The organism is Obesumbacterium proteus (assembly GCF_001586165.1).
GTDB classification, from domain to species: domain Bacteria; phylum Pseudomonadota; class Gammaproteobacteria; order Enterobacterales; family Enterobacteriaceae; genus Hafnia; species Hafnia protea.
Genome location: NZ_CP014608.1, coordinates 3,482,725 through 3,505,005, shown reverse-complemented (window position 1 = coordinate 3,505,005; position 22,281 = coordinate 3,482,725). Strand labels below are relative to the sequence as shown.

The 22,281-nt window shown below is 48.3% G+C and carries 17 protein-coding genes; 7 read left to right on the top strand and 10 right to left on the bottom strand.

Going from position 1 to position 22,281, the window contains the following annotated elements; all coding sequences use genetic code 11:
- Positions 1 to 33: 33 nt before the first annotated feature.
- The 6 genes from DSM2777_RS16635 to DSM2777_RS16610 all read right to left on the bottom strand — a co-directional run bounded on the left by DSM2777_RS16635 (position 34) and on the right by DSM2777_RS16610 (position 9,694).
- Positions 34 to 450 carry a DUF2000 domain-containing protein gene (locus DSM2777_RS16635; protein ID WP_061554597.1) on the bottom strand — a complete coding sequence of 139 codons (417 nt, stop codon included), beginning with the start codon at positions 448 to 450 and terminating at the stop codon, positions 34 to 36.
- A 212-nt stretch (positions 451 to 662) separates the two neighbouring features.
- On the bottom strand, positions 663 to 944 hold the full coding sequence (locus DSM2777_RS16630; RefSeq protein ID WP_046459527.1) for a hypothetical protein: 282 nt from the start codon (positions 942 to 944) through the stop codon (positions 663 to 665).
- Positions 945 to 1,208: 264 nt separating this feature from the next.
- Positions 1,209 to 2,351: a porin OmpC gene (ompC, locus tag DSM2777_RS16625; protein ID WP_046459526.1), complete on the bottom strand. Its 1,143-nt coding sequence runs from the start codon at positions 2,349 to 2,351 to the stop codon at positions 1,209 to 1,211.
- Positions 2,352 to 2,700: 349 nt separating this feature from the next.
- Positions 2,701 to 4,752, bottom strand: coding sequence for a formate-dependent uric acid utilization protein AegA (gene aegA, locus DSM2777_RS16620; protein WP_061554596.1), 2,052 nt, complete (start codon positions 4,750 to 4,752; stop codon positions 2,701 to 2,703).
- 434 nt (positions 4,753 to 5,186) lie between these two features.
- Positions 5,187 to 8,720: a pyruvate:ferredoxin (flavodoxin) oxidoreductase gene (gene nifJ / locus DSM2777_RS16615; protein ID WP_061554595.1), complete on the bottom strand. Its 3,534-nt coding sequence runs from the start codon at positions 8,718 to 8,720 to the stop codon at positions 5,187 to 5,189.
- A gap of 317 nt (positions 8,721 to 9,037) precedes the next feature.
- Positions 9,038 to 9,694: an MgtC/SapB family protein gene (locus tag DSM2777_RS16610; RefSeq protein WP_061554594.1), complete on the bottom strand. Its 657-nt coding sequence runs from the start codon at positions 9,692 to 9,694 to the stop codon at positions 9,038 to 9,040.
- Between the two features lie 307 nt (positions 9,695 to 10,001).
- On the opposite strand from DSM2777_RS16610, the gene DSM2777_RS16605 reads away from it, so the two are divergent.
- A complete protein-coding gene (locus DSM2777_RS16605) occupies positions 10,002 to 10,265 on the top strand; it encodes a putative hemolysin (protein ID WP_025801319.1) in 264 nt (87 codons plus the stop codon).
- Positions 10,266 to 10,353: 88 nt separating this feature from the next.
- Here the strand turns inward: DSM2777_RS16605 and DSM2777_RS16600 are convergent, their stop codons facing one another.
- Positions 10,354 to 10,782 (bottom strand): META domain-containing protein, encoded by a 429-nt coding sequence (locus DSM2777_RS16600; protein WP_061554593.1) that lies wholly within the window; start codon positions 10,780 to 10,782, stop codon positions 10,354 to 10,356.
- 248 nt (positions 10,783 to 11,030) lie between these two features.
- Here DSM2777_RS16600 and DSM2777_RS16595 point away from each other — a divergent pair, with 248 nt between their 5' ends.
- Both DSM2777_RS16595 and DSM2777_RS16590 read left to right on the top strand, forming a co-directional pair.
- Positions 11,031 to 11,471, top strand: coding sequence for a GNAT family N-acetyltransferase (locus tag DSM2777_RS16595; protein WP_418008518.1), 441 nt, complete (start codon positions 11,031 to 11,033; stop codon positions 11,469 to 11,471).
- 205 nt (positions 11,472 to 11,676) lie between these two features.
- Positions 11,677 to 11,898 carry a glycogen synthase gene (locus tag DSM2777_RS16590; protein WP_025801322.1) on the top strand — a complete coding sequence of 74 codons (222 nt, stop codon included), beginning with the start codon at positions 11,677 to 11,679 and terminating at the stop codon, positions 11,896 to 11,898.
- Between the two features lie 111 nt (positions 11,899 to 12,009).
- Here DSM2777_RS16590 and DSM2777_RS16585 read toward each other — a convergent pair whose 3' ends face one another.
- Positions 12,010 to 13,002 (bottom strand): 2-hydroxyacid dehydrogenase, encoded by a 993-nt coding sequence (locus DSM2777_RS16585; RefSeq protein ID WP_061554592.1) that lies wholly within the window; start codon positions 13,000 to 13,002, stop codon positions 12,010 to 12,012.
- 225 nt (positions 13,003 to 13,227) lie between these two features.
- Between DSM2777_RS16585 and DSM2777_RS16580 the strand changes: the two genes are divergently transcribed.
- Genes DSM2777_RS16580 through DSM2777_RS16570 form a run of 3 tightly spaced genes read left to right on the top strand, consistent with a single transcriptional unit; the run spans position 13,228 to position 16,370 of the window.
- Positions 13,228 to 15,852 (top strand): YdbH family protein, encoded by a 2,625-nt coding sequence (locus tag DSM2777_RS16580; RefSeq protein ID WP_061554591.1) that lies wholly within the window; start codon positions 13,228 to 13,230, stop codon positions 15,850 to 15,852.
- Complete coding sequence (locus DSM2777_RS16575) at positions 15,839 to 16,033, top strand: YnbE family lipoprotein (RefSeq protein WP_025801325.1); 195 nt, start codon at positions 15,839 to 15,841, stop codon at positions 16,031 to 16,033. Before DSM2777_RS16580 ends, DSM2777_RS16575 begins: the two co-directional genes overlap by 14 nt.
- Before the next feature lie 10 nt (positions 16,034 to 16,043).
- A complete protein-coding gene (locus DSM2777_RS16570; RefSeq protein ID WP_025801326.1) occupies positions 16,044 to 16,370 on the top strand; it encodes a YdbL family probable chaperone protein in 327 nt (108 codons plus the stop codon).
- A 138-nt stretch (positions 16,371 to 16,508) separates the two neighbouring features.
- Here the strand turns inward: DSM2777_RS16570 and DSM2777_RS16565 are convergent, their stop codons facing one another.
- A complete protein-coding gene (locus DSM2777_RS16565; protein ID WP_046459519.1) occupies positions 16,509 to 17,114 on the bottom strand; it encodes an FMN-dependent NADH-azoreductase in 606 nt (201 codons plus the stop codon).
- Between the two features lie 366 nt (positions 17,115 to 17,480).
- Here DSM2777_RS16565 and hrpA point away from each other — a divergent pair, with 366 nt between their 5' ends.
- A complete protein-coding gene (gene hrpA, locus DSM2777_RS16560; RefSeq protein WP_071889928.1) occupies positions 17,481 to 21,368 on the top strand; it encodes an ATP-dependent RNA helicase HrpA in 3,888 nt (1,295 codons plus the stop codon).
- Here hrpA and DSM2777_RS16555 read toward each other — a convergent pair.
- Positions 21,346 to 22,194, bottom strand: coding sequence for a trypsin-like serine peptidase (locus tag DSM2777_RS16555; protein ID WP_061554590.1), 849 nt, complete (start codon positions 22,192 to 22,194; stop codon positions 21,346 to 21,348). The genes hrpA and DSM2777_RS16555 overlap by 23 nt on opposite strands.
- Positions 22,195 to 22,281: the final 87 nt, after the last annotated feature.

Genomic DNA, 22,281 nt, shown 5'->3' with positions numbered 1-22,281 from the left:
TGCAAACTTGCAGGCCTTTTTATATTTGAAATTCTATTTATAAACTGAAAATTTCTTGGTAATCGGTTTTAGTGCTTCAGTATCACCAAATAATGCAATCGCAATAAAATCTAGCTTATCAAGTTCAGTATTTAGCGTGTCTGAAATCTGCTGTTCAGCAGAATGGGAAAGCATTGTACTTGTAAAGAAATTATAAGTAATATCCGCTTCATTCGCTTTCTGAGTCGCCGTGGCGAGTTGACTGCTGTTTTTAGCCTGCAAGACAACGACAGGGTAATGGCTTAAGTTGGCTTTTAATCCACTGCTGGCATTTTTATATTCATCAAACATATTTCCTTCGGCGCAGTCTGTAATTCCAGAGCTAAGATGGCAGGCCGCATTCATCAACGTGCTGATTTCATGATTTCGATTAAGAATAACATAAAGTTTCTTTTCGTTATCTTCGTACATTTCATTTTCTCATCTAGATATATGTCTTTAAATATATACAATCAAATGGATTCATTCAATTATTATATTCACATTATCATTGATGATGTTTTTTATTTAGATGAGGAAACGATATGTTTTCGAAAAGATATCAATTCTGAGTTCGAATGTTAGCAGGCGGGGTGGCAGTACAAAAAAAGAAAACCGCAGCAAATATATGCTGCGGCATAACATTAGCCTTGATGTGGCATCAAAGAAGGGTCGGCAACCACGGCCGGTTTATGGCTGGTTAGAGACTGCTCGTCTTGAGAAATGCTTCCGCTGTTATCTGCCCAAGTGCCTTCCATGGTTTTCGTAACGTTTTGATGTTGATAGTTTAAATCTTGATTCTGGGCTGCGATATGCGTGCTTTCTGTACCGCCGCTGTTGTCCGCCCATGGGATCTGCATGTCGGCAGCGAAGGCGGTACTGGCGGTCACTGTAGCGAATAGTACGGATAAAATTAGCTTTTTCATATAATGCCTTATGATGAGATTAAAATATGGGTAAGGCATCCATTGCGGTATCGATAATTTCCATATTTGATGTTCGCATTGTCGCGCTTATCGACTATGAATAAAATCCATTAAGTGTAGCCTTATGTATGGATTGGTTTCATTTATGAAATAAATACAAATATTGTATTTTTAAATCTGGAATACATACGATTTTTTTGTTAATAACCAAGAGAAAAGAAAAAGCCACCCGAAGGTGGCTTGAATTATAAAACGTAAAAAAGATTAGAACTGATAGACGAGGCCAACAGCAACGACGTCATCGGTAGAAATACCATTTTCTTTGTAGAAGCTATCATCGTTGTCCAACAGGTTGATTTTATAATCAACATAGGTAGACATATTTTTGTTGAAGTAATAGGTTGTACCTACAGAAACGTATTTAACCAGATCTTTGTCGCCAATGCTGTTTGCCGCAGACTGCGTGTTGGCGGTGTAAAGATCTTTGCCTTTAGACTGCAGGTAGGAAACTTCCGGACGCAGACCAAAATCGAACTGGTATTGTGCCGTGACTTCAAAGTTTTGCGTTTTATTTGCAATCTGATTGCTATCGCCATTGCCATATGGCGTCATGTTGTTAGTTTCAGCATACATCGTCGCTAAATAGACGTTGTTCGCATCATATTTCAGACCGACAGTCCATGCATCAGCTTTGTCACCGCGAGCGGTGGACAAATTGCTTTGTTGGTCCGTACGGTCAGAAGATGCATAGCTTGCACCTGCGCTAATACCCATGCCAAAGTCATAGGTAGTCGATAAGCCATAACCGTCACCGTTCTGATGCTGAACGTCACGTGGATTATTGCTTAGTTTTTCATTGTCATTATTGGTGCCGTCGTTTTTACCTTGATACTGTACAGCAACGTTTAGGCCATCAACTAAACCAAAGAAACCAGTATTACGGTAAGTTGCAACGCCGTTTGCACGACCGGTCATGAAGTTATCCGCCTGAGTATACGAGTCGCCCCCGAACTCTGGCAGCATATCGGTCCAGCCTTCAACGTCGTACAGCACGCCATAGTTACGGCCGTAGTCGAATGAACCATAGTCACCGAATTTCAGACCTGCAAAGCCCAAACGGGTGAAGTTGCCGTCGCTGCCATTACCTTCAGTATTATTCACCTGAACGTTATATTCCCACTGGCCGTAACCGGTCAGTTGGTCTGTAATCTGAGTTTCGCCCTTGAAGCCAACACGCACGTAGGATTGGTCGCCATCTTTGCTCGAATCGTCAGAGAAATAGTGCAGGCCATCAACTTTGCCGTACAAATCTAATTTGTTGCCGTCTTTATTATAAACTTCTGCTGAGTGAGCTGCGCCTGCTGCCAACAGAGCGGGAATAACCATCGCCAATACTTTTCTTTTCATGATAAAATCCTTGTTATTTTTCGTGTGAATATAAAACACTTAATCATAGGTTTTAATTAATCATTACAGCCATTAGATGCTAACGATTAAGTTCCATTTATCTGTAAATGTAATTTGTAATAAGATGACTATAATTAATAATAAAAATGTCATCAGTTACCTTGATTGAGTTAATGAATATTTCAATGGTGATTAATTAGTGGGTTATTTTCAGTTAATTCAATGAGGCTTTATATTCAATTGCAAATAACTAGCTTCTTATTTTGTATTGTAGGTCACACTTTATTTTCTCTTTTGGCAATAAAAAAGCAGACCGAAGTCTGCTTTTATTTATAATTAGAATGTATGTTTAAGCTGCATTCTCTGGAGTGATAACAGGGCGCTGAACGGGAACGTTCAGATACGTCATAATGCCATCAGCAGCATGTCTCCCCTCGGCAATGGCTGTTACAACTAGGTCTGCACCGCGCACGGCATCACCACCAGCAAATATTTTTTTATTGCTGGTTTGATAAGGAATCGCCGTCTCGACGCTAGCAACAATTCGGCCCCATTGATCCAGTTTTACATTTTCTGCTTCGAGCCAAGGCATTTTATGTGGGTTAAAACCAAAGGCGATAACCACGGCATCGGCGGGCATAACGAACTCGGAGCCCGGAACCGGTTTAGGTCGACGGCGTCCTGCGGCATCAGGTTCACCCATCACGGTTCTTAGCATGCGAATGCCGGTCACGCAGCCATCATCATTGATTTCAATGCTCAGCGGCTGCACGTTAAATTCGAATTCAACGCCTTCTTCACGAGCATTTTTAACCTCTTTCTTCGAGCCTGGCATATTGGCTTCATCACGACGATAGGCGCAGGTTACCGTTTCTGCACCGTGGCGAATGGAGGTGCGCACGCAGTCCATGGCCGTATCACCGCCGCCCAGCACGACAACGCGCTTGTTTGCCATATTAATGTAGGGTTCTTCTGGGAGCTCCGGTAATCCCATAACCTGCTTGGTATTTGCAATCAAGAAAGGTAGGGCATCGTATACGCCTTCAGCGTCTTCGTTTTCCAAACCGGCTTTCATTGATTGGTAGGTGCCTGCACCGACAAATACCGCATCGTAACTCTCAAGTAATTCACTGAGCGTAATGTCGCGGCCGATTTCGGTGTTTAATTGAAACTCAATGCCCATGGCCGTAAATATTTCACGACGATGTGCCAAAATCGATTTATCCAGTTTGAACGAAGGAATACCAAAGGTCAGCAGCCCGCCAATTTCAGGATGACGGTCATAAACGACGGCTTTAATCCCGTTGCGTGCCAGAATATCCGCACAGCCTAATCCCGCCGGGCCTGCACCGACGATCGCAACGCGTTTATCTACCGGTTTCACATAGGAAAGATCGGGCGTCCACCCCATTTCAAACGCTTTATCCGATATAAAACGTTCGATGTTGCCTACGGTAACGGCACCGAACTCTTTACCCAGCGTGCAAGAACCTTCACACAGACGATCCTGCGGACAAACTCGTCCGGTCACTTCTGGCAGACAGTTTGTTTGATGCGAAAGCTCAACGGCTTCCAAAATACGGCCTTCTTTAACCAGTTTTACCCAATGCGGTATGCGGTTGTGTAGTGGGCATGTCCATTCACACACGCTGTGGCTTCCGCATGACAGACAACGGCTTGCTTGCCCGCTGGCTTCTTCTTCACTAAAGGTAGGGTAGATTTCAACGAACGTTGCCTTGCGTATCGCAATCGGTTTTTTCACCGGATCATGACGCGCAGGGGTGTTGAGCATCTGCGGTACTTTGCTCGGTTTCGCTGAGCGATTAGGCATCACAATTGGCGCTGCGGATTGAAGGACTTTGCTGGCGCTGCCATCAAAGAGCAATCCTGAGTCATCGTTCATCATTGCGCGCAGCTGACGCTGGCGACGCAGGTTATTCAGCGTTTCATCGTCGATCAGTTTTAATGCATTGCTTGGGCAACTGGCCACACAGGATGGGGAATCGGCGACGCCTGCGCACAGATCACATTTGTGGGCGTTAGCGATAACACCGTCAGGTAATGTTTCTGTGGGCGCGGGCTGGGTAATGACTTCCATCGCGCCAAAGGGACAGGCCACAACGCAGGTTTTACAGCCAATACATTTCTCTTGAATGACTTGGATGCTGTTGTCGCGTTTTTCGATCGCGTGGTTAGGGCACACGTTGGCGCAAGGTGCATCTTCACAGTGACGGCATAACACCGCCGTGTGCTTGTGCTCAAGTTTGAGCACGTGAATTCTTGGCTGGAATTGTGCAGGGGTTAGCACATGTTCGCCGTGATTATGTGCCATCACACAGGCAACTTCACAGGCCCGGCAACCGATGCAGTTTTTAGCATCAGCAATAACAAATCGATTCATAACGACCTCACCCACGTCCGGTTAAAATTATTAGTTTTGTTCCGGTGATGCACATAGCATGCAAAGATTAGGGAAAATGACTTATTGAAGGCTAAGGAATTAGCCAATTGTGCAACGTATCACATTTACCCTATGGTTATTGCTCAAAAGAACAGCAATAACAAAGCGAAGATGCGCTGAATCAATTTTCAATCGTAATAGATTTTGGATTTGTTTCGTCGCGATATCAAAATGACACACGAATGTCATTTGGTGTGTAGTTATTGATAATCAAAACAGATAATTAATTATTTCAGACTGAAACCTTTCAGCCTTGAAATAGTAAATAAGAATATTAGCAAATTTGGCGCTGGCTTATTTATTCACCTTCATACAGGTAATAAAAAAGCGATGCCAAAATGACATCGCTTTTAAGTTTAATCGCTAATGAGTATTTATTCGTCGCTATCGGTAATAGGTTTACCTGCCATTTGACTTAAGAACTCAAAGCGCTTTTTCAGATCGGCAGCAGCATCACGATACAACTGCTGAGCGACTTCGGGTTCTTGCGTATTCAAGCGGCGGAAACGCTGTTCCTTGAGCAAGGTATCGGCCAGATCGATGGACGGCGGACGAGAGTCCAGCGCCAACGGCAGTTTGCCTTCATCACTGCGACGTGGATCAAAGCGATAGAGCGGCCAGAATCCGGTGGCGGTGAGCTGTTTCATTTGCTCATGGCTGTAGGCCAGATCGTAGCCGTGCTCTTCACATGGACTGTATGCAATGATCAGGGATGGCCCCGGATAAGCCTCAGCTTCCTGAATGGCTTTCACCGTTTGGTTAAGCTGCGCACCCAAGGAGATTTGTGCAACGTATACATGACCATACATCATCATGCTGACGCCCAAATCTTTGCGTGCTTTACGTTTGCCGTGTTCGCCAAACTTCGTCACCGCGCCCAATGGTGTAGCCTTGGATTGCTGACCGCCGGTATTGGAATAGCACTGGGTATCCAGCACCAACACGTTAATGTTTTCGGTCAGGCTCAAGACATGATCGAGTCCACCAAAGCCAATATCATACGCCCAGCCATCACCACCGATGAGCCAAACTGATTTATCAACCAGATAATCGGCGTCGGTGATTAACTGACGAGCATCCACTGAGTCGATTTTCTGCAGTTCAGTACGCAGTTTTTCAACCTGAATGCGTCGCTCTTCGATCGGCAGATCGGGCTGATGAAGCTCATTAAGCAACTCTGGCGGTAGCTGCTCGGCTAAGCTGTCTAACAGACGGTTAACGCGCTGACGATGCTGATCGATGGTTAAACGGAAGCCAAGACCAAACTCCGCATTGTCTTCAAACAATGAGTTGGCCCAAGCTGGGCCGCGGCCATCTGCGTTAGTGGTGTATGGCGTGGTTGGTAAATTACCGCCATAAATCGATGAACAACCCGTTGCGTTAGCAATCAGGAGGCGGTCGCCATACAGCTGAGTGAGCAGCTTAATGTAAGGTGTTTCACCACAGCCAGAACAGGCACCTGAGTACTCGAACAGCGGTGAAATCAGCTGTGAAGTTCGAATATCAATACGTTCGATCTTGCTGCGTTCGATCTCTGGCAGTTCTAAGAAGAAGTCAAAGTTGGCTTTCTCTTCGGCCAAGTGTTCTAAACGCGGCTTCATGTTGATCGCTTTAATCTCAGGATTCTGGCGATCTTTCGCTGGGCACACTTCAACGCACAGGTTACAACCGGTGCAGTCTTCAGGCGTAACCTGCAACACGTATTTCTGCCCACGCATGTCGCGCGCTTTCACATCCAACGAATTCAGTGATTCAGGCGCATTTTCCATCTCATCTGGGGCAACGACTTTGGCACGAATTGCAGAGTGCGGACAGGCTGCAACGCAGTGGTTACATTGGGTACACAGCGGCGCTTCCCAAATTGGGATTTCTTCGGCGATGTTGCGTTTTTCCCAACGGGTGGTGCCCGTAGGCCAAGTGCCATCTGGCGGGAAGGCCGAGACGGGTAAAGCATCGCCCAAGCCAGCCAGCATGGCGGCGGTAACGGTTTTCACAAAATCAGGCGCTTCATCGGAGACGACCGGTGGGCGCATTGCGCTGGTGTCATCGATAGGCTGTAGCGGAACCGCCGTTAATGCAGTACGTGAAACCGCCAGTGCCTGCCAGTTGCGCTCAACGATTTCATTGCCTTTACTGCTGTAGCTGCGCGTGATGGCATCTTGCAGGAGTTTAAGGGCATCGTCGCTCGGTAGCACGTTGGTCAGATGGAAGAATGCCATCTGCATAACGGTGTTGATACGGGCGCCGAGTTTACATTCACGGGCAATTTTCGCCGCATTGATAATGTATACCTTGGCCTGACGCTGATGCAGCAACCCTTGCACATCTTTAGGCAGGTTATGCCAGATTTCATCGGCGCTGTAAGGCGTATTGATCAGGAAAACGCCGCCCGGTTTCAGACGTTCGACCATCTGGTATTTTTCAATAAACTGCCACTGATGACAGCCAATGAAATCAGCTTGGCTAATCAGGTAGGCTGAATTGATTGGGTTATCGCTTACGCGCAGGTGAGATACCGTCAAGCCGCCGGCTTTTTTGGAGTCGTAAACAAAATAGCCTTGGGCGTAAAGCGGGGTACTGTTACCAATGATCTTGATGTTGTTCTTGGTGGCGGAGACCGTACCGTCGCTGCCTAAACCATAGAAGAGCGCTTCCAAACGTGTGCGCTGTGGCAGAAGTTCGTCGCTCAGCGGCAGTGATAGCCCGGTTACATCATCAAATATCCCTACGGTAAAGCGTGGACGTGGGTTATCGAGTTTCAGCTCGTTAAATACGGCTAATGCACAGTCGGGGCCAAACTCCTTGGAGGATAGACCGTAACGTCCACCGATAACCCGAGGCAATGTGTTGCGCTCGCCGCGGCTAAATGATTCAGCCAAGGCCGTCATTACGTCAAGATACAGAGGTTCAGCTAATGCGCCAGGTTCTTTGGTTCGATCCAATACCGCAATGCGTGTTGCGGTGCTTGGCAGCACTTTCAGCAGATGCTCGGCAGAGAATGGGCGGAACAAACGCACTTTCAGCACACCGACTTTTTCATCTCGGCTGAGAAGGGTATCAACCACTTCTTCACAGGTGCCAATAGCGGAGCCCATCAGGATTACGACGCGTTCAGCTTCTGGATGGCCGTAGTATTCAAATGGCTGATAGTGACGACCGGTCACGTCGCCAAAAGCCTGCATGGCATTGGCGACGTGCTGATAGGTTTCTTGATAATAAGGATTGGTGGCTTCGCGTGACTGGAAATAGGTATCCGGGTTAGCAGAAGTCCCGCGGATCACCGGATGATCCGGCGTCGACGCGCGTGCTCGGTGCGCATCGATGGCGTCTTGCGGCATCAATGACTTAATGGTGTCGTCCGAAAGCGGGACGATTTTATTGATTTCATGAGAGGTACGGAAACCATCAAAGAAATGAATAAAAGGTACGCGACTGTTAAGCGTCGCTATATGGGAAATCAGCGCAAAGTCTTGTGCTTCTTGCACGCTATTGGCGCACAGCATCGCACAGCCGGTTTGACGAACCGCCATGACGTCTGAATGGTCGCCAAAGATTGACAATGCGTGTGTTGCAACGGTTCGCGCCGCAACGTGCAGCACGAAGGGAATAAGCTGTCCTGCCACTTTGTACAGGTTGGGGATCATCAGCAGCAATCCCTGCGATGATGTAAACGATGTCGCCAAAGCGCCCGTTTGCAATGCGCCATGAACGGTGGCTATTGCACCGCCTTCAGACTGCATTTCAACGACGCGTGGGATGTCGCCCCAGATATTGCGGCGTCCATCGCCTGACCAAGAATCTGCTTGTTCCGCCATGGTTGAGCTTGGCGTAATAGGGTATATAGCGATAACTTCACTGGCTCGAAAAGCCACTGAAGCCACTGCGTTATTACCATCAGTGGTGATCATTAAATGTACCTTTTGTTGCTCACAACGTAATACCGTCGGTCATTCAAATGGCAAGCGCAGGCTGCTCTTGAACTCTCTAAGATATATTGCACCGGACGCAGCAATGACAATCGAGCCACGTCTCATCATGGCATGATGATAGCAAAACATAATTAGCGGGCTTGTCAGTTTCATGGCATCGCAATGGATGCCGTATGACAAAAATAGGAGAAAGGAGGGCAGGATTAATATTAATTTACATTCTGTCATGTTCTCCAATAAGGTGATTAAAAAATGCTTATTGGAGAACGAAATAACGTCACGTGATGAGATATCTATTAGCGAATATCTATAAAATGTACGCCTTCGACCTGCTGTAATCTCTGATAGACCTCGCTGATATCCTGTTTTGGCCGTAGCGTTACATCGAGTGACATTTCGCACAGTTCGGTATCAGCATCGTGCTGGTTTACGGTTAAATAGCCCGGTTTGAGTCGCATTTGTTGTAAGGCTAATAAAATGCCGGACACGCTGGTAGGCACCAGCTGAATAATGATGGAGTGATGATGACCGATCAGGCGATTGCTCAACTGACGGAAAACTTCGAGCACAATTAATGTCATTAGCGTGCCATAGATGCCAATCTCATACATCCCGCTGCCAATCACCAAACCGATAGCGGCGGTAACCCAAAGCCCGGCCGCAGTCGTTAACCCGCGCACGACCTGTTTTTGGATCATGATGGTGCCTGCGCCGAGGAAGCCCATACCGCTGACGACCTGAGCCGCGATACGACTCGGGTCTAATCCAACATGTGATTCCATTAGAATGTCGTTAAAACCATACTTAGAGACAATCATAAACATGGCACTGCCGATACCGACTAATACATGCGTGCGCAATCCTGCCTCTTTGGCACGTAGCTGACGTTCAATACCAATGAGGCCGCCAAGAAATCCGGCTAATACGACGCGTAGCAATAAATCAGTAATCATTTGTTCCTCTCGCTGTAATTTTATTGTTTTGCATAACGATTAAGCGTAAAAACGAATAATTATTTCACAGTACGCCCAGCTTTACGTAGCCAGCAATTTTATCTTAACCAGCCTACGGGAAAAACAGGCTAAACGGCCTTATTTTCGTGCTATTAGCTTTTTGTAGAGATTCAGTGGATAAATTAAGCTGGCATCGGGTAACTCTGTGTGAAAAATGTACTTAAGCGTTATCGAATATAAGTACTAGCCAATATTGATCAACATATTAAAATCTTTGAATAAAACAAGGCGAGAGGAGTGAGTGGAAATGATAGCAAAGTTAAGTTTAGCGCTTGCGGTAGGTATTTTGCTCTCGGGATGTAGCAGTGAGCCTGAACAGCAGGCAACCAGTGCTAACGTTCATCAGCGTATCGGGATGTCAAACGCGGCCGCTGAAAATTGCGCGCTGGCGGGGGGCACTCTGGCACTTTCAAGCCAGCTCGATGGGAGTTCGGTCGGTATGTGCCAATTACCAGATGGCAAACGCTGTGGCGAATCTGCATTGATGCGTGGTGCCTGTCCCGCAAACTAATCTTGCTTTATTCTTTTATTATCAATCATTGGGATAGCCAAATGATGATGCCGGCTATGGCTCCAGCCGGCAGGACGCATTAGCGAAATTACATCCAATCACGTTGCTGATAAACCAGCGTATGCTTGGCATTTTTCAAGATGAGCTGGCCCTTCACTAAAGAAATATCCGCGCCTTTGCTCAACACATCGCTGATGATCGGATCTAACTCTGCACGAGCGGGATCGATACACGCCATACGAGTTGAGGCTAATTTCTCTACCTTCAAGATATTATTGTTCAGCTCACCTTGCCCCATGAAGCGGTTACACATCGCGCCAGAAACATGCATTTTTTCGCCAAACTCAATCCCTGGCTCCATACGCGTTTTCGCACCGGTGATGGTTTTTCCATCTACGCTTTGCAGGACAAAATGGCGATGCAAAAGATCGCTTTGCTGCAACGGCTGCGGAGCCTGAGTCGTACACGCAGCAAGTAAAACCGAGCCTAATGCCAGAGATAGCGTTTTAAATTTCATTGTATTGCCTCTATCTATTTCTACAGAATAATCGACGGCTTACACCGTAAACCTAAGCCTATTCTACTCGTTTACCCCGCGTGATACATACTTTACCGAAAGCAGATTTTTCTTTGGCTTCACAAAAGCGCTTTGGCAATAGGGTTTTTGTTTGCCTGCTGCGTTTCTTTCGGTTTATAAATCAACAGAAGTAAAAAAGAAAATATCCCACAAATAAGATATTGAAAAATAAACACACAGAGGATGTTATGGTGCTGGATACGCCGGTCTTAATGACCGAACGACTGGTTTTACGAACCCACCGGCTCGAGGATTTTCCTGACCTTTGCGCCATGTGGTCAGATCCTGAGATTGTGAAATTTATCGGTGGTTCTCCGCAAACGCCCGAGCAAGTTTGGCAACGTCTGTTACGCTATACAGGTAACTGGGCGCTTTTCAATTATGGCTACTGGGCCGTTTTTGATAAGAGCACACAGCAATACATCGGCAATATTGGCCTCGCCGAAAATCATCGTGAAATTGAACCGAGCCTACGTTATCCCGAAATGGGATGGACGTTTATTCCTTCTTTTCATGGTAAAGGTTACGCGTTAGAAGCCGCCAAATGCGTTCTTGCCTGGGCGGATGAAGTGCTAAAACGCCGGTGTGTTGCATCATCGATGAAGAAAATGTTCGTTCGGTTCGCTTAGCTGAAAAATGTGGCTTCACGTTACGTAAAGAGACGGGTTACCACGGCAACATGATTTATATCATGGAGCGCAATAATGTGATCTCCAACACAGCCTAGGTCAAAAAACAAGCACGCAGTGTTTAGTCTCTAGTGCCTATGTAGGGGATACTAAGTCAACGCAGCATATTAGCCTTTTTTCAAAATCAGAAAGAGGAGTGTGCCAGATGGTAAAGACTACCGCACAGCGTGTTTCAACGAATGATGGAAACAATTTTGGCGAAAATAATATGGATTTTTTAGCCAGCAGCATTGCCTTAATGGAGTCGCAGGGACGTGAGATGGATGCCAGCAAAGTGTGTGGCAATATGTCGACCAAGCAGCGTGAGCTGTTTAATCAGCGTTTAGCTCATTATCGTCAGGCATTGCTGGTGGAGCATATCGCCTAAATTCGACGAGGGTTTTATCGCACTTTTAGTGCGAAGCTTTCAATAGACAACCTTAAACAGAAAACCCCAGTTTGCACTGGGGTTTTGTTTTAGTATCGTTGAAATCAAAAACTACGCGGTGATCAAATTTTCACAGTGCTCACCGTTGGCCAGCGTGCGAATGTTATTGAGCGTGGTTTCAGAAATACTGGTCAGCGCTTCTTCGGTCAAGAAAGCCTGATGTCCGGTAAACAACACGTTATGACAGGCCGACAGGCGACGGAATACGTCGTCTTGGATCACGTCGTTAGATTTATCTTCAAAGAACAGATCGCGTTCGTTTTCATAAACGTCCATTCCCAGAGAACCAATTTTCTGCTGCTTCAACGCTTCAATCGCCGCATCTGAATCGATCAGGCCGCCACGGCTGGTATTGATAATCATCACACCGTTCTTCATCTGGCCAAACGCAGACGCATCTAAAAGATGATGGTTTTCTGGCGTTAACGGGCAGTGCAGGGTGATCACGTCAGATTTTTCATACAGCGTTTTCAAATCCACATACTCTGCGCCTAATTCCAACGCCTGTGGGTTTGGGTATGGGTCATAGGCCAGCAGTTTCATGCCGAAACCTTTCAGGATACGCATGGTAGCCACGCCGATTTTACCGGTGCCGATAACGCCCGCGGTGCGGTTATGCATGTTAAAGCCAATCAATCCTTCCAGTGAGAAGTTGGCGTCGCGGGTACGTTGATAGGCGCGATGAATGCGGCGGTTAAGGCTCATCATCAAGCCTACGGCATGTTCGGCGACGGCTTCCGGTGAATAGGCCGGTACACGTACCACCTCTAAGCCAAGCTCTTTGGCGGCTTCAAGATCGACGTTATTAAAGCCTGCGCAACGCAGTGCGATAATTTTAACGCCGAGCGCGGCCAGCTCGGTCAGTACTTTACGGCTCGCATCGTCGTTGACAAAGATACACACAGCTTCACAGCCATGCGCCACTTTTGCCGTTTTAGGGCTTAACAGAAAGTCAAAAAACTCCAGCTCGAAACCGAATTCTTTATTTACTAGTTCAAGATATTTGCGGTCATACTGTTTAGTACTATAAATCGCGAGCTTCATAGGGGTTTCTCCACCAGAAAAGTGTGATCATGATAGCAAAAATGAACAAAACAGACAAAGCGAACGACATTTAGTATGACAAATAAACTGATGGCCTAAACGTACACTTTCGCTGAACTAAAATTCAACACAACGGCTAGATTTATCTAGGATTTTGCCCGATTCGTTCAGATGTATCCATTATTATGATATGTTGCGGCAGATTATTAAAAAGCAAGGCGAATTATGATCAAGTGGCTCAAAAGGTTATTTGCAGCGCTGATCGCCATATTTTTGGCATTAACGTTTCTCTGGTTAACGGTGGCACATTGGCTGCCGTGGGTTATAAAACAGTGGCTTCCAGCTGGAACGCGCGTGGAGTTTAGCGCTCGTCCGTACTGGTCGAACGGTGCATTGCATCTGCCGGGGTTAAGCTATCTGGCGGAGGATTGCCGTTTGGGCGATCTGTCTGCGGCACGTTTGCGCTATCAGCAAGGCCGCTGGCAAATGCTGGCAGACACGCTTGACGTCAATACCCTGTGTTTGGAAAAGCTCCCTTCATCTGATACTCCCTCTGCGCCGCTTGAGCTGGATAAAATTCAGCGCTCTTTACCGCTGTTTGACGTGGCGATAAATCATCTCATCGTAAGCCCATGGCAGGACTATGCCGGAGCCATCAGCGTGGTCAATAACGCCGATGGGCAGACGGTTCGTTACCGTAGCGATCGCCTTAGCCTTGATGCGCGTCTCGATGACAAACAAAAGCTGACGGTTAAAAAACTATCGCTAAAAGTTCCTCAAACGGATCAGCCGATAGAGCTGGATGGGGAGTTGCAAATACCGTTGGATCTGGCCTCACTGCCGCGCAGTGGCAACATGCAGGCCCAGCTCAAAACCCCGTTTGTTGAACAACCGCTGTTGCTGATTTCTGAATGGAAGAATAAACAAGGCAATTTGAAGATTGTTGCCAAGGGCGATAAAACGCCGTTGGCCGATTTGCCGTGGACGGTGAGCCGTCATGAAATCCACGTGAATAAAGGCCAGTGGCGTTGGCCTTATGCGCAGCAACCGTTGCAGGGCGGTATCGATCTCACCCTGACTAACTGGGATAAAAATTACCAGCAAACGCAAATTGAAGCGCGAATGAACGTGCTCACGCAGGGCAATCACGGCAAAGGTAACGTGGTCGTGAATCTCGGTCCGGGTAAGCTCAGCGTCATCGATAGCAGCATGGCATTTCGCGTGACCGGTCTTGTGAACAGTCAAAACCTGTCTTTAACGGCATCGATCCCCGGTTTACTTACCGGCAGCGTGCTGAATCCTTTGCTAACGCTGGATAGTGGTTCACTGCTGCGAGCATGGGGACGTTTAGACGATCAAACCACGCTGCAAGAAGCGCGTTGGCCGCTGGCAGGCATCAAGCTCAACGCGGAAGGTGTGACCGGTCGTTTACAGGCGATCATGAAAGTCAAAGACAGCTACTGGGGTAATTTCAAATTGCACCTCGATGGTCAGGCACAGCAATTCATGCCTGATAAAGGTCAGTGGCAGTGGCAATATTGGGGCAACGGTGATTTACCACCGCTGGCAGCGAAATGGGACGTGGGGGGCCGTGGTGAATGGCTAGGGAATACTATCCGCCTGAACCAGCTATCGACCGGATTTGATAAAATCCACTATGGCATGATGACGGTGGTCAAACCGCGCTTAACCATCGATCAGCCGATCGTTTGGATTCGAGATGAAAAACAGCCGAAATTTACCGGTGCTTTCATGCTTGATACCAATAAGGTGGAACTGGAGAACGGCGGTTATCTCCCACATGCCATTTTGAACCTTGCTGCCACCGGAACAGCGCCGGATCAGTTTTTATTGAAAGGCGATCTTCACGCCGAACGTATTGGCCCTATTAAGCTCAACGGGCGTTGGGATGGGGAAAGACTGCGTGGTGAAGCCTGGTGGGCAAAACAATCCACGGCGGTATTCCAACCGCTGCTATCACCCGATCTGAATATCACGCTGCGCGACGGTGACTTTTACGCTCAGGCGGCATTCTCAGCAGCGCGAGAACAAGGCTTTGAAGCAGGCGGACACATGGTGGTGAAAAACGCCGGTATGTGGCTGAAAGACGGTGAGATGAGTGGATTAGATTTCATCATGGCCTATCGACTGAAAAATGAGGTATGGCAGCTAGGTGCCAAACAGCCGATTAGCCTGCGGATAAAACATCTGTCTAACCTGTTTGAAATGAGCAATATCTCGGCTGACCTACAGGGCTACTATCCCTATAGCGACCGCGCTCCGTTGGTGCTGTCAAACGTCGGTGTTGATATGCTGAAAGGCCACATCGGTTTTGATGCGCTGCGCCTTCCACAACCGGCGTCAACGGTCTTGAGACTGAAAGATATCGATCTGAGCGTGCTGTTCACAGCGCTAAAACCAAAACAGTTTGCGATGTCAGGTCGGGTAGACGGTGAGCTGCCGTTGTATCTGAAAGATGCGCAATGGCTTATTCGCAACGGCTGGATTGATAACGCATCTATGCTGACGCTACGTCTTGACCCCGATATGGCTGACGCGATGGCCGCTAACAATATGGCGGCGGGCGCTGCGATTGAGTGGCTGCGTTATATGGAGATCAGCCGTTCGCGAGCCGAAGTTAATTTAAGTAATTTAGGGGTACTCACCATGGCGGCGACGATCCGTGGCGTGAATCCTCAGCAAAGCGCACACCGTGAGGTCGTGCTTAACTATCATCATGAAGAAAATATTTTCGAGCTTTGGCGGAGTTTACGTTTTGGCGATAATTTACAGGAGTGGCTGGAGCAAAGCCTCTCAACCCCTGCGAGGAGTGAGCATGAGCAACCTTAAGGTTTGGCTACTGGCGACGGCAGTCTGTGTACCATTGACGGGATGCATTCCCCGCATTGAGGTAGCCGCGCCGAAAGAGCCGATTACCATCAATATGAACGTCAAAATCGAACACGAAATTCACATCAAAGTGGATAAAGACGTCGAGAATTTATTGAAAACCCAATCGGGGCTGTTCTAAGGAGAATCCGATGAGAAAATCGTTAATCGCTCTGTTGGGTGCCGGTTTACTGTTTAGCAGCGCCGTTTTTGCGCTCACCCTCGATCAGGCCAAGCAACAAGGCCGCGTGGGTGAAACCTTGAGTGGCTACATTGTGGCTATCAAACAAGACAAGGAAACGCTGGCGCTGGTGCAACAAATCAATACTGGGCGCGCCGAGAAATATCAGGAAGTGGCAAACAATAACCATATCAGCCGGGAAGACGTCGCCAAAATGGCGGGGCAAAAGCTGGTGGAACGCGCCGCTTCTGGTGAATATGTCCGCGGTATCAACGGACAGTGGCTGCGAAAGCCCTAGTGTTGGTGGCAGACAATTTGGCTATAGAAATATAGACATAAAAAAACGCGCTTCTGATTAAACAGAGCGCGTTTTTTGTTTCTTGCTTACGACGTTATCCAGACACAGGCGTTAGAGGGTAAGCAATACGGATAATACTTATGCTGTGGCCAACTGAGTGATCAGTGCTTTAGCATCTTGCTGCGCTTTGGTTGCCATCTCTGGGCCGTAAGCGATCCCTTCTTCAAACACGAACTCAACGTCAGTCAGGCCAATAAAGCCCAAGAATACGCGCAGGTAAGGGGTAACCAAGTCGGTATTGGTATCTTTATGAATACCGCCGCGGCTGGTCAGAACATAAACTTTTTTGCCTTTCAGCAAACCTTCAGGGCCTGCTTCGGTGTATCGGAAGGTCACACCGGCACGTGCCACTAGGTCAAAATAGTTCTTCAACTGGGTAGAAATGTTGAAGTTGTACATTGGCGCTGTAATCACGATAACGTCAGAGGCTTGCAGCTCTTCAATCAGGGTATTAGATAATTCTAATGCATCCTGCTGACGCGGCGTCAATGGCGCATCGGAAGGGCGCAGTGCACCGACTAATTCACCATCCAGCACCGGAATTGGGTCTGCGGCAAGGTCACGAACCTGAATTTTGTCGTCGCTGTGCTGCTGACGCCATTGGTCAACAAAGTAATCAGCCAGAACGTTAGACTGAGAGTAGTTAGCCAGAATGCTAGATTTAAGAACCAATACGTTGCTCATGGTGATTTCCTTGTGACCTAATCGCTTAGGCTGTTTCAGACTATTTGTTGATATCAGGACGTTGTGTCCATCGAATGGAAGACACTTTATTCATAAAATCCCACCAGTGATAGCGCAATAATTCGAGCCCTTTGTTCAGTTTTATTGAATGTAATTTTGCGAGGGTCACATTCAAAGGAATATTCAAAGAAATAGGGGACGTATACGGTGACGAGAGAATGCGTGGCTCAGGCTGCTGACAAACGCAGGCCTGTGATACAATTACAGACAGAATCCGTCATTAGAATGACGTTATTAAAAACAACAAATAACGATGGTTTTACATTTTCACCTGTTGTTCGCCATCCGTTTCAAGGAATATTGATTGTGACATCCCCGCTAAGCGCCATCGCCTCGCAGCTTGATGAATTGATGCTGCGCGATAAACAGCGTCTGATGCGCCGCATACAGGGCGCCAAAAAGGTCAAAAAATCCGAGAGCCAACAGGCTATTGCCGATACCTTGGCTATCGATCTTGCTAACGCTATGCAGCGCGTTGAAGCGCGTCGTGCTGCCTGTCCTAAAATTACCTATCCCGAAAGTTTACCGGTTAGCCAGAAAAAAGATGACATCCTCGCCGCTATTCGCGACAACCAAGTGGTTATCGTGGCGGGTGAAACTGGCTCGGGGAAAACCACCCAGCTACCGAAAATTTGTCTGGAACTAGGACGCGGCATTAAAGGGCTGATTGGCCATACTCAGCCGCGTCGTTTGGCCGCACGTTCGGTCGGCGATCGTATCGCTCATGAGCTAGATACTTCACTTGGTGGAGCAGTCGGTTATAAAGTTCGTTTCAACGATCAGGTGAGTGATACCACGCTAGTTAAGCTGATGACAGACGGTATTTTGCTGGCTGAAATTCAGCAAGACCGCATGCTGATGCAATATGACACGCTGATTATCGATGAGGCGCATGAACGTAGCCTGAATATCGATTTCATCCTCGGCTATCTGCGCCAGCTTTTGCCTAAGCGTCCCGATCTGAAAGTGATCATTACGTCGGCGACGATTGATCCTCAGCGCTTCTCTCGTCATTTTAATAACGCACCGATTATTGAAGTCTCAGGTCGTACCTATCCGGTGGAAGTGCGCTATCGTCCGGTCGTTGATGATGCCGACGACGTAGACCGCGACCAGCTTCAGGCCATTTTTGATGCCGTTGATGAGCTAGGACGTGAGAGCGCCGGTGACATTCTGATCTTTATGAGCGGTGAACGCGAAATTCGCGATACGGCCGATGCGCTGACCAAGCTGAACTTGCCGCATACCGAGATTTTGCCGCTCTATGCGCGCTTATCGGCCAGTGAACAAAATCGCGTTTTCCAAAGCCATCACGGACGCCGCATCGTGCTGGCTACCAACGTGGCAGAAACGTCGCTAACCGTTCCGGGGATAAAATATGTTATCGATCCGGGAACGGCGCGTATTAGCCGCTACAGTTTTAGAACCAAGGTTCAGCGCTTGCCGATTGAACCTATTTCTCAAGCTTCGGCGAATCAGCGCAAAGGCCGCTGTGGCCGTGTTTCTGAAGGTATCTGTATTCGGCTATACAGCGAACAAGATTTCCTTTCACGGCCAGAATTTACCGATCCAGAAATTCTTCGCACTAACTTAGCCTCGGTCATTCTACAAATGACGTCGCTGGGACTCGGCGATATCGCGGCTTTCCCGTTTGTGGAAGCACCGGATAAACGCAATATTCTTGACGGCGTTCGTCTGCTAGAAGAGCTTGGCGCGGTAACTACCTCTGAGCAGGGGCACCAGCAACTGACGCCTATGGGCCGTCAGCTGGCTCAACTGCCTATCGATCCCCGCTTGGCGCGTATGGTGCTGGAGTCGCAGAAACATGGCGCGGTACGAGAAGTGATGATCATCACCGCCGGGCTGTCGATTCAAGATCCGCGTGAGCGCCCGAGTGAGAAGAAGCAGGCCTCTGATGAAAAACATCGTCGCTTTGCTGATAAAGAGAGTGATTTTATGTCGCTGGTGAACCTGTGGGATCACCTAAAAGAGCAACAAAAAGAGCTTTCTGCCAACCAATTCCGCCGCCAGTGTAAAACCGATTATCTGAATTATCTGCGCGTTCGTGAATGGCAGGATATTTACACCCAACTCCGGCAGGTCGTCAAAGAGCTACGTATTCCGATTAACTCGGTACCGGGTGATTTTCGCGGTATTCACTGCTCGTTGCTTAGCGGTTTGCTCTCGCATATTGGCCAAAAAGATGCCGATAAACAGGAGTTCACCGGCGCACGCAATGCGCGATTTGCGATTTTCCCCGGCTCGGCATTATTCAAGAAACCACCAAAATGGACCATGGTGGCAGAGCTAGTGGAAACCTCCCGTTTGTGGGGGCGTATCGCCGCGCGTATCGATCCCGAATGGATCGAACCACTCGCACAGCACCTGATTAAGAAAAGCTACAGTGAACCGCATTGGGAGAAAGCCCAAGGTGCGGTGATGGCGACGGAAAAAGTCACGCTGTACGGGCTGCCGATTGTGGCTGCGCGTAAGGTGAACTATGGCAGCATCGATCCGCAGGTCAGTCGTGAGCTGTTTATTCGTCATGCGCTGGTGGAAGGTGATTGGCAAACGCGTCATGCCTTTTTCCGTGCGAATCAGCGCCTGCGCTCAGAAGTGGAAGAGCTTGAACACAAATCGCGTCGCCGCGACATTTTGGTCGATGATGAAACGTTGTTTAGTTTCTACGATCAGCGCATTGGTCATGATGTGGTTTCTGCTCGTCATTTCGATAGCTGGTGGAAAAAAGCCAGCCGCGAAGAGCCTGAGCTGCTCAATTTTGAAAAATCGATGCTGATTAAAGACGGTGCGCAAGGCGTGAGCGCACTCGATTATCCTAATTTCTGGCATCAAGGTTCATTCAAGCTGCGTCTTTCCTATCAGTTTGAGCCGGGTACTGATGCCGATGGGGTGACCGTACACATTCCACTGGCGATCCTAAACCAGATTGAAGAATCAGGTTTCGATTGGCAAATTCCGGGGATCCGCCGTGAGTTGGTGATTGCGCTCATTAAGTCATTACCCAAACCGATTCGACGCAATTTCGTGCCAGCACCGAACTATGCCGAGGCTTTCTTGGCGCGGGCGACACCGCTTGAGATGCCGCTGCTCGAGTCGATGGAACGAGAACTGCGTCGTATGACCGGCGTGACAGTGTCACGCGAAGAGTGGCAGCTCGATCAGGTTCCCGACCATTTACGTATGACGTTCCGCGTCATTGACGACAAAAAGAAAACGTTAGCAGAAGGTAAATCGCTGGAGGCGTTAAAAACCGAGCTTAAAGGGCAGGTACAGCAGACGCTATCCGAAGTGGCTGACGATGGACTTGAGCAACAAGGCTTGCATGTCTGGAGCTTTGGCTCGCTTCCGCAAAGCTATGAGCAAAAGCGTGGCGGCTACTCGATGAAGGCGTTTCCGGCGTTGGTGGATGAGAAGGATAGCGTCGCTATTCGTCTTTTTGAAACCGAGCAGGAGCAGCAGCAGGCCATGTGGCAGGGTTCACGCCGCTTATTACTGCTTAACATTCCATCTCCAATCAAATACTTGCATGAAAAATTGCCGAACAAAGCCAAATTAGGACTGTATTTTAACCCTTACGGTAAAGTTTTGGATTTGATTGATGACTGTATCGCCTGTGGAATTGACTCATTAATCGCCAAACACGGTGGGCCAGCGTGGAGTGAAGAAGGATTTACCCAACTCCATGAGCAGGTGCGCGCGGAGCTTAACGATGAAGTGGTTTCTATTGCGCGGCAGGTCGAGCAAATCCTAACAACGGCGAACGGTATTAATAAGCGCCTCAAGGGAAGAGTCGATATAGCACTGGCGTTGGCGCTGTCTGATATTAAAAATCAGGTAGGTAACCTTATCTATCGTGGTTTTGTAACCGCAACGGGCGCGGCACGTTTACCGGATGTAGAACGTTACCTGCATGCGATTGAACGACGCTTAGAGAAACTGGCGATTGACCCGCATCGGGATCGTGCGCAAATGTTGAAAGTGGAACAGGTGCAGCAGGCATGGCAGCAGATGCTGAATAAGCTACCGCCGCCACGCATCAACGAGCCTGAAGTGAAAGAGATTCGCTGGATGATTGAAGAGCTGCGGGTGAGTTATTTTGCGCAACAATTGGGTACACCGTACCCAATTTCAGAAAAGCGCATCATGCAGGCTATCGATCAGATTCTGGCTTAGCATTTTGTTGCATCAGGCGCTTTAGGCCGTCACTGAACGCGGTGACGGCCACCGCGCGATTGTCGGCTAAATCACGATTCTCAGCGGCAGGCGCCGAGCTTTGAATCGCGATCAGACGCCAGCCGGTATCGGTTGACATCAGCAGCGGAGATCCGCTGTCGCCAGGCAACGTATCACACTGATGGCTCAGCACGCCTGTTTGCGCCCAGCCCGTCACCAAGCAATTTTCATGGCTATACAAATCATCCAGATGATCCTGCGGGTATCCGGCCTGCGTCACTAAGCGCTTGTTCGCCTTCAATGCCGCCGTCAGCTGTTTGCTTGTACCTTGCCATAACGGCAGCGGCTCAATTGCCGGTAACCGATCGCTTTCGATTTCAACTAAACCATAATCTTGCTGAGCAGCGGAGGAGGGAACAATCCATCCCTCGCCGTCGGCTTTAAGCCGTTTGCCTAATTTTGGGTCAACCAGCGTGCGCAGCTGGGTAATTTCGTAGCGCCATTTCTGATTGTGTGAGGAAAAACGTAGTGCAATCGCAGGATCAACTTTTCCCGGCGGCGCTAATAAACAGTGTCCTGCGGTCAGAACCAGACGTGACGTAATTAACGTGGCGGTGCATAAATTTCCGCTCTCGGTTTCGATTTGCCCAATAGCATCCCACGGGGAGTGGGTCACATTGGTAATTTTGACGCGGTCATCTTTGCCATAGAAAAGCTGAATTTGCTGTGCGGGGGTCAGAACCTCATCATCAGCGACGGCAGGTTGGGCGGTAATGGCACAATATAAAACCGGAGCGCATAACGTAACGGTACGTAGTAATCGCATAGAGCGGAACCTAATTGCAGTCATCCATTTACTCTGTAGTTTAACCAAATGATTGATTACGGCGAGAAATATTTGCGTAACAGAAGT

What these genes read in the sequence shown, in the direction of transcription:
- DSM2777_RS16570 (WP_025801326.1), top strand. Translation starts at nt 16,044, where the DNA reads ATGAGAAAATCGTTAATCGCTCTGTTGGGTGCCGGTTTACTGTTTAGC.
- DSM2777_RS16575 (WP_025801325.1), top strand. Translation starts at nt 15,839, where the DNA reads ATGAGCAACCTTAAGGTTTGGCTACTGGCGACGGCAGTCTGTGTACCA.
- DSM2777_RS16630 (WP_046459527.1), bottom strand. Translation starts at nt 944, where the DNA reads ATGAAAAAGCTAATTTTATCCGTACTATTCGCTACAGTGACCGCCAGT.
- DSM2777_RS16595 (WP_418008518.1), top strand. Translation starts at nt 11,031, where the DNA reads ATGGTGCTGGATACGCCGGTCTTAATGACCGAACGACTGGTTTTACGA.
- ompC (WP_046459526.1), bottom strand. Translation starts at nt 2,351, where the DNA reads ATGAAAAGAAAAGTATTGGCGATGGTTATTCCCGCTCTGTTGGCAGCA.
- DSM2777_RS16555 (WP_061554590.1), bottom strand. Translation starts at nt 22,194, where the DNA reads ATGCGATTACTACGTACCGTTACGTTATGCGCTCCGGTTTTATATTGT.
- DSM2777_RS16635 (WP_061554597.1), bottom strand. Translation starts at nt 450, where the DNA reads ATGTACGAAGATAACGAAAAGAAACTTTATGTTATTCTTAATCGAAAT.
- DSM2777_RS16565 (WP_046459519.1), bottom strand. Translation starts at nt 17,114, where the DNA reads ATGAGCAACGTATTGGTTCTTAAATCTAGCATTCTGGCTAACTACTCT.
- DSM2777_RS16600 (WP_061554593.1), bottom strand. Translation starts at nt 10,782, where the DNA reads ATGAAATTTAAAACGCTATCTCTGGCATTAGGCTCGGTTTTACTTGCT.
- aegA (WP_061554596.1), bottom strand. Translation starts at nt 4,752, where the DNA reads ATGAATCGATTTGTTATTGCTGATGCTAAAAACTGCATCGGTTGCCGG.
- DSM2777_RS16610 (WP_061554594.1), bottom strand. Translation starts at nt 9,694, where the DNA reads ATGATTACTGATTTATTGCTACGCGTCGTATTAGCCGGATTTCTTGGC.
- DSM2777_RS16580 (WP_061554591.1), top strand. Translation starts at nt 13,228, where the DNA reads ATGATCAAGTGGCTCAAAAGGTTATTTGCAGCGCTGATCGCCATATTT.
- nifJ (WP_061554595.1), bottom strand. Translation starts at nt 8,720, where the DNA reads ATGATCACCACTGATGGTAATAACGCAGTGGCTTCAGTGGCTTTTCGA.
- DSM2777_RS16590 (WP_025801322.1), top strand. Translation starts at nt 11,677, where the DNA reads ATGGTAAAGACTACCGCACAGCGTGTTTCAACGAATGATGGAAACAAT.
- DSM2777_RS16605 (WP_025801319.1), top strand. Translation starts at nt 10,002, where the DNA reads ATGATAGCAAAGTTAAGTTTAGCGCTTGCGGTAGGTATTTTGCTCTCG.
- DSM2777_RS16585 (WP_061554592.1), bottom strand. Translation starts at nt 13,002, where the DNA reads ATGAAGCTCGCGATTTATAGTACTAAACAGTATGACCGCAAATATCTT.